General features: G+C 40.6%; 15 protein-coding genes. 3 read left to right on the forward strand and 12 right to left on the reverse strand.

The annotated features are described in order from the left end of the window. Positions 1–171: 171 nt before the first annotated feature. Complete coding sequence (locus BAA9072_RS12680) at positions 172–1,053, reverse strand: NAD(P)-dependent oxidoreductase (protein ID WP_201715053.1); 882 nt, start codon at positions 1,051–1,053, stop codon at positions 172–174. Between the two features lie 166 nt (positions 1,054–1,219). On the opposite strand from BAA9072_RS12680, the gene BAA9072_RS12685 reads away from it, so the two are divergent. Then, positions 1,220–1,480: a hypothetical protein gene (locus BAA9072_RS12685; RefSeq protein WP_201715054.1), complete on the forward strand. Its 261-nt coding sequence runs from the start codon at positions 1,220–1,222 to the stop codon at positions 1,478–1,480. A gap of 47 nt (positions 1,481–1,527) precedes the next feature. Here BAA9072_RS12685 and BAA9072_RS12690 read toward each other — a convergent pair whose 3' ends face one another. The 3 genes from BAA9072_RS12690 to BAA9072_RS12700 form a co-directional block, all read right to left on the reverse strand. Then, positions 1,528–1,914 carry a YidH family protein gene (locus BAA9072_RS12690; RefSeq protein WP_230980850.1) on the reverse strand — a complete coding sequence of 129 codons (387 nt, stop codon included), beginning with the start codon at positions 1,912–1,914 and terminating at the stop codon, positions 1,528–1,530. Positions 1,915–1,998: 84 nt separating this feature from the next. Next, positions 1,999–3,126, reverse strand: coding sequence for an MBL fold metallo-hydrolase (locus BAA9072_RS12695; RefSeq protein ID WP_408015234.1), 1,128 nt, complete (start codon positions 3,124–3,126; stop codon positions 1,999–2,001). 243 nt (positions 3,127–3,369) lie between these two features. Further along, positions 3,370–3,762, reverse strand: a complete 393-nt coding sequence (locus BAA9072_RS12700) for a hypothetical protein (protein WP_201715056.1) — start codon at positions 3,760–3,762, stop codon at positions 3,370–3,372. Between the two features lie 252 nt (positions 3,763–4,014). On the opposite strand from BAA9072_RS12700, the gene BAA9072_RS12705 reads away from it, so the two are divergent. Beyond that, entirely contained in the window at positions 4,015–4,701 is a 687-nt protein-coding gene (locus BAA9072_RS12705) for a response regulator transcription factor (protein WP_201715057.1), read from the forward strand. Then, on the forward strand, positions 4,698–6,101 hold the full coding sequence (locus BAA9072_RS12710; protein ID WP_201715058.1) for a sensor histidine kinase: 1,404 nt from the start codon (positions 4,698–4,700) through the stop codon (positions 6,099–6,101). Before BAA9072_RS12705 ends, BAA9072_RS12710 begins: the two co-directional genes overlap by 4 nt. A 42-nt stretch (positions 6,102–6,143) precedes the next feature. Here the strand turns inward: BAA9072_RS12710 and BAA9072_RS12715 are convergent, their stop codons facing one another. The 8 genes from BAA9072_RS12715 to BAA9072_RS12750 form a co-directional block, all read right to left on the reverse strand. Continuing rightward, positions 6,144–7,064: a DUF1002 domain-containing protein gene (locus tag BAA9072_RS12715; RefSeq protein WP_230980851.1), complete on the reverse strand. Its 921-nt coding sequence runs from the start codon at positions 7,062–7,064 to the stop codon at positions 6,144–6,146. Positions 7,065–7,279: 215 nt separating this feature from the next. Continuing rightward, positions 7,280–8,056, reverse strand: coding sequence for a sulfite exporter TauE/SafE family protein (locus BAA9072_RS12720; protein ID WP_201715060.1), 777 nt, complete (start codon positions 8,054–8,056; stop codon positions 7,280–7,282). 55 nt (positions 8,057–8,111) lie between these two features. Further along, entirely contained in the window at positions 8,112–9,239 is a 1,128-nt protein-coding gene (locus tag BAA9072_RS12725; protein ID WP_201715061.1) for an MBL fold metallo-hydrolase, read from the reverse strand. A gap of 27 nt (positions 9,240–9,266) precedes the next feature. Next, entirely contained in the window at positions 9,267–9,839 is a 573-nt protein-coding gene (locus tag BAA9072_RS12730; protein ID WP_201715062.1) for a sulfurtransferase TusA family protein, read from the reverse strand. 51 nt (positions 9,840–9,890) lie between these two features. Then, positions 9,891–10,370, reverse strand: coding sequence for a DsrE/DsrF/DrsH-like family protein (locus tag BAA9072_RS12735; protein WP_201715063.1), 480 nt, complete (start codon positions 10,368–10,370; stop codon positions 9,891–9,893). A gap of 49 nt (positions 10,371–10,419) precedes the next feature. Beyond that, a complete protein-coding gene (locus BAA9072_RS12740) occupies positions 10,420–10,647 on the reverse strand; it encodes a sulfurtransferase TusA family protein (RefSeq protein WP_201715064.1) in 228 nt (75 codons plus the stop codon). A gap of 82 nt (positions 10,648–10,729) precedes the next feature. Further along, positions 10,730–10,990, reverse strand: coding sequence for a metal-sensitive transcriptional regulator (locus BAA9072_RS12745; protein WP_201715065.1), 261 nt, complete (start codon positions 10,988–10,990; stop codon positions 10,730–10,732). Between the two features lie 176 nt (positions 10,991–11,166). Further along, positions 11,167–12,420 carry a M24 family metallopeptidase gene (locus BAA9072_RS12750; protein ID WP_201715066.1) on the reverse strand — a complete coding sequence of 418 codons (1,254 nt, stop codon included), beginning with the start codon at positions 12,418–12,420 and terminating at the stop codon, positions 11,167–11,169. Between the last annotated feature and the right edge of the window lie 51 nt (positions 12,421–12,471).

Below are 12,471 nucleotides of genomic sequence, written 5' to 3' on the forward strand. Positions count from 1 at the left end.
TATGACTTCGAGCCCCTAAGCCCTTTAGCTGGACAGCTTGGGGACACGAGAAGGCTCGCCTTCTGCCCGTGGAAAGCGAAGTCTTGTTCGGAACCGGGCAGCGGTGTAACACGTAATCTCATTGTTCGTCTTTAGAATGGATAGATTTAGTTATGTCCCAGCCTCTTTACATTAGTCTTCCAATAATTTAATTAGCGCCTGGGTACCGCTGTTCTCCTCGCCTTTCATAGCCAACTCCTCATATAATGAAAGGGCTAACTGAAGACCCGGAGTCCTAAGTTCCATATCCTTAGCTGAATCGAGAGCTATCTTAAGGTCTTTGATAAAATGCTTTATATAAAATCCTGGAGCATAATCATGATCAATCATTCGAGGGACCAGGTTGCTCAGGGACCAGCTGCCTGCTGCCCCGGATGTGATACTCTTCAGGACACTTTCCGGGTTCAACCCGGATTTTTTTGCGTAAAGCAGGGCTTCAGTAACCCCCATCATATTTGATGCTATAGCAATCTGATTACACATCTTTGTATGTTGACCAGAACCTGCTTTTCCTTGGTAGACTACATTGGAACCCAGGAGATCCAAGAGTGGCTTGATCACCTCGAACGATTCCTCTTCACCCCCAACCATAATGGAAAGCCTGGCCTCTTTGGCTCCGATATCCCCGCCTGAAACAGGAGCATCCAATACGGAAATCCCCTTATCAACGCCTTTTCCATAAATTTCTACAGCTAATTTCGGAGAAGAAGTAGTCATGTCAATGGCAACGGAACCCTGTTTCATATATTGTAAAATTCCATTTTCCCCAAGATAAATTCCCTCTACATCTGAAGGGTACCCTACGATTGTAATGACCACATCCGAAGCTTCTGCGACCTCCCGGGGTGTGTCAGCCCATTTCGCACCTCTTTGTATCAGATCTATCGCCTTCTCTTTTGTACGATTATAGACAACTAAGGGAAAACCGGCACCCAGGATATGAGCAGCCATGCTTTTCCCCATTACACCTGTACCAATAAAACCGATGACAAGTTGTTTCGTTAATTTCTTCATTTTTTTCATCCTCTCTTGAAATCATCTAAGTTTATTTTCAACGAGAATGATAACAATGTCCACTCCTGAAGTCCTTTAAAAATGGAGGACCATGTTTAAATTCATGCATGCCGGGAAAACAAAGAACATAATAAGCTAACGAAATAATCGATTGGAGGAGAAAAGAATGAAAGTAAATAAAACACTGCTTGTCGGTGCCACTGTAACGGCCGGTTCATTAGGATGGATGCTGTCGTCGAAAGAAAAACGGAATCAGCTTCATAATATGAAAGAGGGATTGGTTACGAAATTTAAAAAAAGAAAGAAAGAAGATTTACCAGTTGATAAAGGCGGAAATCCAGATCCATCAAATATAGAAGATAATTCCATGGTGAGTGAAGGGGCCATGACATCCGTCCAATACTACAACGAACAGAAACAAGACTAAAAAAAAGCTGAATGCGGGGATCCATTTCCCTCGCTTTCAGCTTTTTTCTAATTTAATGAAAAAAAATATACAGTAACAAATAGGAGTACGATTGTAGCGACAACTGCCATCATTTTAATGAAGACATCAGCTGATACAAATGTTTGGGTGTTAATATGTTTCCTCGTTCGGTAATAGTTGATCGTCGAGCCTATAATGATCGTCAACCCTATGAAAATGGAAACAACACTTATTCCGGCTGCAATCCGATCTTGAATGGGATCCCCCTGGAGTGAATTAAAATGTAAACTAGTTGTTAAGAAACCAATACCGATGATGGCAATAGCGGTTCGGATCCACGCCAAAAACGTTCGTTCATTCGCCAAATGCTGCTGAATATATTTTGATTCATTGGTTTCATTCATACTGAATTCACTTCCTTGGTACTTCCTCATGAAGGCAAACATCCCAATTGTAATGTTTGCCTTTTCGTTCTTGGAGTACATTTTTATGTAAAGATGTTCAAAGTTTCAGCCTCATCAACGAATGGCGCAACGATTCGGCCCTGTTTCCATTTCACGCTTTACTTCTTCTTCTGGGTTGATCTTCCCCATATTGGTTTCACGTATCTTCTCATAGCTATTAGGTTGTGGAGGTAGATTTTCTGTAACCGTCTTTCTGAATTCCTCTTCATCGTCAATATTCAAGCCATGATTATCTTTATACAGATCACTTAGGGGATGTGAGATTGAACCATCTTCATTCATCTCGTCTATGGTCATAAAGTGGGCGGGGAGAACGATTAAATCATCTTGAAGGCTTTTATACCTGGAATACAATGTTTGTCTCAAGTCCCCTACCCAATCTTCAGCTTTTCCTGCTAAATCCGGTCGTCCGATGGAATCGATAAACAGAATGTCACCAGTCAATAAATAATGCTGATCCACGATGAAAGAAGTACTTCCGATTGTATGACCAGGCGAATAGACTACTTCAATCTTCGTATCTCCTACCTTGATGACCGTGTCATCAGTCAACTCATTATATGTGTACTGAACTTCTTCTGCATCTTTCGGAGGTAAATAGTACGGTGAATTCCATTCAATACTTAGAGAACGTCCGCCAGAAATATGATCCGCATGTAGATGGGAATCCAGTACTGCTTTAACGGATAGGTTATGTTCTTGTATGAATGCTTTGTAAGGTTCAAGCAGACGGCTTGGATCAAAGAAAGCAACCTCACCTTTAGATACGACGGCGTAAGATAAGCATCCTTTCCCGATACGTACAAATTGATACATATCCCCACCTGCGAGTTCCCCAATCTTAACGGGTTCAAGATATTCACTCCAGGCCTGCATCCCCCCTTCTACAGAATAAATATTGTTCATGCCTGCTTCAACAAGCATTTCTGCTGTTTTTGTAGAAGAATTCCCTTTGGCACATATAACATATATCGCTTCATTTTTCGGCAATGTAGCTTGAACCGATTCAAGATTGTCCTTCAATTCGGAAAAAGGTTTGTTAATGATCTTAACGTTCTTCCCTTCTACTTTCCAATCATCAAAGGCTTCTTTAGGACGAACATCAAGAATGAATATTCTTTCCCCTTCCATGATTTTTTTGGTAAGTTCCTTAGCTGTTAAACCTTTTACTGTCGTTTTCATAGTTGACATTCCTCCCTAACATTAGTTTTATCTCTTCGTTTATACATTATCCTAAATTCAAAAAATCAAACCTACCGGGGTATTAAGAATCGTAAATCGAGACATCAGGTAAATTGGCGTTATTCAACTTTCCCCTCCCAAGCCAGCATACCGCCATTCATATTTGTTACGATCCGTTCCCATCTGCAGAGATCTGTCCTCAAATAAAAACCGACTCTGGTGGAGAGAGTCGGTTTTTATTATTTATAAATAATAATAGTAACGTTTATGTGGACCTTTAAATGGGGTATTCACAATCTGGCCTCCGAGAAATCCCAATCCCAGACCAATTAGTCCTGCCCCGAGCGGGTTTATGCCATATCCGTAGCCGCCTGTCGGCCCAAATGGGGGCGGACCATAACCTGCCGGTGGAAAACCAGAGCCAGGATACCCCTGTGGCATATAACCTGGTGTCCCGCTATAAGGGCCATAATTAAATGGCGCGGCTGAACCAAATCCTCCCCCCTGTCCTTGAAGAATGGCCTGGGGGGCAACACCTTGATACCCACTGTTTCCGCCTGGATATTGTCCTCCATACCCAAGATTAGGAAAACCTGTTTCTGAGTTAAATAAGTTCATTAAATTCTTTCTGTTCATCGTACTCCTCTCATGCATGTTCGTCACTCCTCTTTATTAGCCTATTAGAAAAGACAAAAATGGGAAGGGCATGTGTCCCTGTTAGAGAAAAAGTAGAAGACATTGACCTGATTTCAAAATCATTTACCCCCATGATAAAATAAAGAAAGATAATAATATGCTAAAAATCGTAAATCTCACAAATAATTCACTATTTTTATCTATAATAAATTTGATGCAATTACCTATGGCAAGAACTCGGGAGTGATAATTATGAGAAAATGGAATGTACTGATCGTTGATGATGAACAAGAAATGAGACAGCTGATCAAGCTGTATTTAAACAGAGATCATTACTTCTGTATAGAAGCTGATAACGGATTGGCCGCACTGGACCAGTTGAATAAAACCAATATCGATATTATGGTTGTAGATATTATGATGCCATTCATGGATGGGTTTCAATTAATACAAGAAGTGCGGGAGAAAAGTCAAATCCCGTTTATTTTCCTGTCGGCTAAAGGTGACGATCTGGATAAGGTAAAAGGTCTTAAGCTTGGCAGCGATGATTATATGGTAAAGCCGTTCAACGCTGAAGAACTTGTCGCTCGAATTGAAACAATCCTGAGAAGATCATACGGGATACAAACGAATCACCGTTCGATGATTGAGCGTTTCGGTCCGGTATCATTTAATACAGCATCAAGGACCGTTACCGTCGGGGAACATTCTCCCCGCTTGACCTTAAAGGAATATGAGCTTTTCTTATTCCTGGCACGCAATCATGGGAGAGTGTACACAAGAGACCAACTCCTTGATCAAGTATGGGGCAGTGATTATGAAGGCAGTGATCGTACAGTTGATACTCATATTAAAACGTTAAGGCTCAAACTGAAGAGCCATGGTCATTTGATTGAAACTGTCTGGGGCCTTGGCTATAAATTTGAGGGAGCATCTTGAAGAACCTAAAGCTTACACTTAATAAAAAAGTTTCACTCCTATTATTAATCAGCTTATTTTTAACGATTGTGTTCTCCTTTTTATTTATTCATTTCCTTTATAAAGACCTATATATAGGTACTGTGAAGGAATCTCTCCTTTATCAGGGAGAGAGGACAGCAGCACACTATCATTATGGGGATGTGAGCGGAAATATCAAAGACAAGATACTTTGGTACAACGTCATCTCCCCTTATGAAGTATCCGTGGTTGAAGATCTTGATGATCTACGGAAGAGCTTTCCTTTTCAAATAGACGGAAGACCCCTTATTAGCACTTCAGACAGGAGTGAATTGGCTAAAGGAAATCATCTTATGAAAGAAGGATATGTAGGTGAGTTCAACCGAAATGTGATTGGAGCCATTTTCCCTCTTATGAATAAAGATAAATTAAAGGGGTATTTGTTCATTTATATACCTCTTGCTGAAATGACAGAAGTCTTCAGTAAAGGGATTCCTATCTTAATATTAACCGGAGTCATGTTTTATTTCGTACTTTTCTTAATCATTCAGTCTTCCTTGGGCTCTTTGTTCAAACCTGTGAGGGAGATGCAATCTTTCTCGAATAAAGTGGCCAATGGAGACTTCTCGGATCGTCTTAACGTCACCACCAATGATGAAATGGCAGAACTGGCACTAACCTTTAACAGCATGGTGGACTCCCTGCAGCATCAAGAGGATCGGAAACGGCAATTTCTTTCGAATGTCGCCCATGAACTTCGTACCCCCCTCACGTACATAGGCGGGTATGCAAAAGCATTGACTGACCGTGTTCAAACAAATCCGGATGAAATCGAAGAAAGCTTACACCTTATCCAAAAAGAATCGAAAAGGATGCAGAAATTAATTACTGAGCTGTTGGATTTGAATAAATTGGAGGATGCTTCCTTTTCACTTGATGTTGAACCGATGGTACTTTCCCAATTCATTATGGATTCCTTAATGCTGATTCAACCTAATGCAGAAACGAAGGAAATTGATATTAAACATACATTAAATGAAGATTCTATCATTAATGGTGACCCTGACAGGGTAATGCAAGTATTCTTTAATATCCTGGACAATGCATTGAAATATTCCCCTCAAAAAAGTCAGATATTCATTCACTCCTATGAAGAAGAGGGGATGGCTGTAGTAAAGATTCAAGATAAAGGAATCGGAATACCTGAAGAGTCCCTATCTCAAATAGGGGAACGCTTCTTCAGATCTGACCTGTCCAGAACAAGGGATACAGGCGGATATGGACTCGGTTTATCCATCGCTAAAGAAATCATGCATAAGCACAAGGGATCCTTGATTGTTGAGAGTAAAGAAGGATGTGGAACGACCGTGCTTCTTTCGTTTCCTCTACTTGAAATATAAAAGACTGAGTCGGCAGACTCAGTCTTTTATATTTCTTCCTGCTTATCCAAATAAATTTTTGATAGATTTAAAGAAATTTGCAATTGCCTCTATTAATCCAGTAAAGAAATCAGACACTTTTTGTCCGAATCCTTCATCGTTCACAATATCCTTGATGGTCGTCTGGATATCCTTCGTCAAGTCATCTAATTGTTGTTGAACATTGTCGAAGTTAATATCAAGGGATCTCATTTTTTCAAACAGATCAATCAATAACTGACGATCTTCCGGGCTTAATTCTATATTTAGCGCTTGGAGCTTATCTTCAACGATCTTCTCTACTTCTTCTTTGGTCGCAGGATCCTGCTCGGCGATTTCCTTTTTGATTTCAGTTAATAATTTACTGACTTCTTCCTTGTCAATCCCGGCTTCTTTCGCTAGGTTGGTTGCAACCGACAACTCTTCATTGGCTACTTCCATTCGAACTGTATCCAGCTTTTCTCCGCTTACATCATACGCTTTATAAATGCCGACCAGCGCGGAATGACCGCTGACTTTAACTGGCGAGGCAACATCCACGACAGCATTTTCAACTCCTGCTGTTAACAGGGCGTTTGAGTACATCGAATCGGTTACTTCCGTAATGTTCTCCGGTGTCACAATATTAACCTTCAAGCCTTCCCCTTTATCTTTTCGGGTAATCATGGCAGACGAAAACATACGGGCGTTTCGGTTCTCACCTTCTATATATTTTACAAGGTCCTCACCTGTAGCCGTAAACTCTTCCACTTCTGTACCTTCGTCCATCCCTAATTGCTTTTGAACTTCTTTTTTCTGCCCGCTTGTAAGTGTTTCGCCGTATACAACGATAGGCAGTCCGAATTTTTCATTAATGCTTGCTTTATCATTATCTGCAGCAAATGCAGGCTGGATTCCGCTTACCATAAGTGAACATAGTAAGACAATAGCAATAAGCTTTTTCATTTTCATTCTCCCTTTTTCATAATGGATAATTCATCGAACGCATTCATTGTACTTGTACAATAGAATATATTCATCCATCTAGAGTCTTATTTCCTACAATTATATAGACGAAAGGGAACCAAAGAAAGTTACAGGGAACAAAAAAATGCCCAGCTCATTCATCCTGCCCTTCTCTTTTCAGAAAAGATGCTTGATTAGTAGAACCAGGCAACCATTTATACTATATCCACCCAGATTTTAATCGCAGTCCCCAAGATTAATAGTGCTAAGATCATTTGTAGGATCTTGGTGTTCATTTTCTTGCCAGCCATGGCCCCGAGTGGAGAAGCAATCAGACTCGCTACCACCATGATCATCGCCGGCAAGTAATCTACTTGGCCAGTAGAGATCTTTCCTACTGTGGATCCGATGGATGAGATCAAGGTTATGGCAAGCGAGGAAGCAATCGTCATTCTTGTCGGTATTTTCAGTACGACCAGCATGATAGGTACCAATAGGAATGCTCCTGCCGCCCCAACAATGCCTGCACCGACTCCTACGACGAGGGCAAGGATGGCAGCAAGCCACTTATTAAACGAAACATCCTCCAATTTCACATCATCTATTCCTTTTTTAGGAATGAACATCATGATCGCTGCAATAAGGGCAAGAATTCCATAAACGATGTTAATCCCTGCTTCACTCATAAATTTAGAGCCGTAACCACCAACGAAGCTACCGATCAGAATACTTACTCCCATATACGCAATGAGTGTTTTATTCAGATAGCCTCCTTTACGATATGCCCATACTCCACCAAGTGTTGCAAAGAACACTTGGACAGCACTGATACCTGATACTTCATGCGCTGAAAATGTGGCTACTCCGAGTAGCGGGGGAATATATAGAAGCATTGGATATTTAATGATACTTCCGCCGATTCCTACCATTCCTGAGATATAAGAACCGACAAAACCAATTAAAAAGATTGTAAAAATAAAGGCCAAATCCATTGTTACCCCTCCTGTCCTCGTAAAATGGGAAATTATTTAGAAACTAGTTGTTTTTTTATCGTACAGCGCAACGATTAGGCCCGATTTCCATCTCACGCTGCTTTTCTTCATCAGGAGTGACTTTCCCCATATTTGTTTCACGTATTTCCTGATACGCATTCGGCTGAGGTGGCAGATTTTCAGAAACAAGCATTCTGAATTCTTCTTCACTCTCAATGTTTAAACCGTGATTCTTGGCAAATAGTGTTCCTAGCTTTTCGCCTACTGAACCGTCTTCATTTAGTTCATCGATAATCATAAAGTGAGCCGGTAATACGGTAAGCTCCATGGAAAGATCTTTATAGCGTTTGTATAGACTCTCTCTTAAGTCGCCTACCCAATTTTCTGCTTTGCCGGCAAGATCCGGACGCCCAATACTATCGACAAATAGAATGTCACCTGATAGTAAATATTTCTTATCAACGACGAATGATGTAGAACCGATTGTATGTCCGGGTGAATACAGGGCGGAAATCTCAATGGTTGTATTTCCGATTACGACTGTATTTCCATCTTCAAGTGCAGCATATTCGAATATCACTTCTTCAGCATCTTTAGGAGGTAACCAGTACGTTGCTCCCGTTGCTTCAGCAATGGTACGACCTCCGGAAATATGATCGGCATGTAAATGTGTATCAAATACGTTTGTAATCGTTGCAAACTTTTCTTTCGCGAAATCAATGAACACATTTGCCATACGAGTGGCATCCACGATTGCGGCTTCACCACCCGATACAACCATGTAAGATAGACAGCCTTTACCTAAACGTACGAATTGATAAAGTTCACCACCATTTGATAAGTCACCTACTTTAACAGGCTCGAGATGCTCACTCCATGCCTTCATACCCCCTTCAAGGTAAGAGACATCCTTCCCTTCTTCAGACAGCATATCGGCCACCATAATGGAAGATCCTTCTTTTGCACAGACAACAAGGATATCTTTTTCTTCTGGGAGTTGATTCATGATTTCTTCAACACCATCTAAAAGATCAAAATAAGGGATATTTAAATACTCAAATTTCTCACCTTCAATTTTCCAATCTTCAAAGGCATCCACATTACGAACATCCAAAATGAATAAATTTTCTTTGTTCATTACCTTTTGTGCTACTTCTTTAGAATTCATCGGTTTAACAGCCATTATAAATAAGCCCCCTTAAAATATGAATTACTTAATATCAGATTCTACGTCTCCAGTCCATTCGCTCATACCAGGAACCACATTGATTACATTTGGAAATCCTTTATCTAACAACATTTGTGCTGCCATATCACTTCTGTTTCCTGTACGGCACACCACATAAATGTCTTTTTCTTTGTTCAATTCTTCCACGCGGTTTTCAAGGTCCCCTAAAGGCATTGAGATGGCACCAGGAATATGCTTGAATGCATACTCTGCTCTTTCCCGAACATCCAGAACAATGACATCATCATCCCTTAATTTACTTGCTAATGTTTCATTATCGGTTACAGCTTCATGCATACGCTCAACCGCCTCTTCACCGCTTGATTTACGTACGAAGTGTTTAAGTACCTCTCCTTCTTCGATAGTCCCTAAATATTCATGACCAGAACTCTTTGCCCAAGCTTGAAGGTCTGCTTTTGAGCCCTTGTCTGTTGCCTGGATTTCAATCACATGCCCTGCTTCCATGTCTTTCATAGCCTTTTTGGTTTTCACGATTGGCATTGGACAAGCGAGTCCTTTTGCGTCTAAAAGAAAATTTGATTCAATACTGTTCATAATAAATCGACCTCCAATTACCTCATAGGGTATATTTGTTTATAAAAAAAATTATATGAATAAGTTCACGTTTCCGTCTTCAGCATCTGCTAAATAAGCAGCTACGCCAGCATATTCGATTTCTTCCAGTAACTCGTCTTTGTGTAAACCCAGTAGATCCATTGTCATGGTACAAGCAACGAGTTTGACGTCTTGTTCCCTTGCAATATCGATCAAATCGGGTAGAGGCATGGCATTATGCTTCTTCATGACGCCTTTAATCATTTTTGGTCCCATTCCCATGAAGTTCATGTTGGATAATCCCATTTTATCTGCTCCACGGGGCATCATACGGCCAAACATTTTTTCCATGAACCCTTTTTTCATCGGAACCATTTCTTCTTTTCTTAAAGCATTCAATCCCCAGAATGTGTGGAAGATTGTTACTTCATGATCATAAGCGGCTGCCCCATTGGCAATGATATACGCCGCCATCGCTTTATCGTAATCTCCGCTAAAGAGAATAATATTGGTTGTTTTTGTTTCTGACATTGTATCCCCTCCTATTTACTGCAGGGGGTATTTACCCCCTCAAAAAAATTTATCCTTTTTTAATCCAGAATGTAAAGACATCATTTTCTTCATTTGAATCCAATAATTCGTGTCCTGTTGATTTTGCCCAGGCTGTTAGATCACTCTTTGCACCTTTATCTGTTGTTTGAACCTCCAGGATTTGACCGGATTCAATTTCTTTGATGGCCTTTCTGGTTTTCACGATCGGCATTGGACAAGCAAGTCCCTTTGCATCTAATATTTTATCTGCGTTCATTTCAATTCCTCCTGATAATGTTGTTTTCAAATACCTATAAGGGTATATTAAATGATATAAAAAAAGTTGTCAACTCTTTTTCTTATCGACTCTTCACTAATAAATTCACTGCTTCTTTCACTAGTTCTTCTGTATTTTCACCTGTTTCATGCGAATCTTTCACGCACTCAACTAGATTCATACTGACAATTAAGCCGACAGAACGGTCAAGAGCTGTTTTTGCTGCAGAAAGTTGCGTGATGACGTCTTTACAATCTTCCCCTTGCTCCATCATTCTTACGATTCCCCGGAGCTGCCCTTCAACCCGTTTAATTCGATTCATAAGTTGTGTATTGTATTCCATCAAGACACCTCCAATTGGCTTATTGTTTTCGCTACATTCACAATAATATACCCCTATCGGTATTTAGTCAAGAGGTAACATTCATTTTTTACATAAATTATAAATAGGATAACTTAATAGACTGATCACAATCGGTCATTGCAATCAGTCGTTCTTCATTCATTAGTGGTCCATCCTTAGATCAAATAGAATGAGGTTTGTCTTTTAGCCATATACTCCAGTCGATTCTGGATGAAAGCGACTGGTTCTTCTAAATAAATCGGGATGACCTGATTCCATTCAGGAATATATTGTTTGATATTGTACTCCATCGCATAGCAGGTATTGGCTGTAAGAGGCATGTCACCTTTAATGGGGATATCACCTTGTTGATCATATAAGCCGATTAGGGCACCAGCTTCATGACAGTGATTCCCTAAAGGGTGTGAATAGAGCATCGCCTCGATTTCTTCATCTCTTGCCTTTTTCATTGCCCCGTGAAACACCTCATTGCCTGTTCTTCCGACTTTCATTACATCCGAGATGATATCTCCGAACCTTAAGGCTGTTTCAAGTGCGGATTGAAGCCCTTCGGGAGCTTCTTCCTCCCCTGGATGGAGGACGTATGCCAATTGCTGGGTATCCGTTGCGAGACCGAGATAACGAATACCAAAGTCCAAGTGAACAATATCTCCAAACCGTATAATTTCGCCTTCTAATCGATCCATTTCCAATCCTTTACGTTGCAAATCCACTGTAGGGTAAAAGGAAGTTTCCATTCCTGCATCCAAGACGCGCTGACGTATCCAATCGACTACATCTTCAGTAGTCGTGATTCCTGGGTGTATTACCGCACTGGATAACGCTTCTTCCGCAATGATTCGCCCAAGCTCGGCTATGGTTGGGTAAGCCACCAACTCCTTGGAGGTTCTAATGGATAGCCAATCAACTATGATATGTTGAGCGGACACAAATGTATGTGAGTGCTCCTCTAATACCATACTTAAATGTTGATAATAAGAATGACTCAAACCATCAGCAGCAGCGAACGTGGTTGAATAGTTCAGTGCGATTGTATCTGGATTAAGTTCTTCCACGAGTCGTTTAAGACCTTCCCATTGATCACATTCTTGAGGATTCCAGGCTCTTTCATAAAACGGTTCAAAATTAGGATTGGGATGCAGCACCCACCTTTTAATGTGCTGTCCCCGATCTAAATAAAACACAAGAATCGTTAACCTCCTGGATCCGTCTACTGAAGCTGGATAAAGGCTCTTCAGGACAGGATCTTCATTATACTCTCTGCCAACTACAATCCACATGTTTACATTGTGTTTTTTCATTAGGGAAGGTAAAAGGGTATTAAGTCGGTGAAACAGCCAACGATTTTGGGTTTCCTCCCTTTTCTTTAAGGGGAGAATGGAAGGTACATACTTTTTATCAGTTTTCATTTTTAAGATTCCCTCACTTTATTGTTTTTTACTCATTCGACAAATTCACAC

It is taken from the genome of Rossellomorea arthrocnemi, from assembly GCF_904424705.1.
In the GTDB taxonomy this organism is placed as follows: domain Bacteria; phylum Bacillota; class Bacilli; order Bacillales; family Bacillaceae_B; genus Rossellomorea; species Rossellomorea arthrocnemi.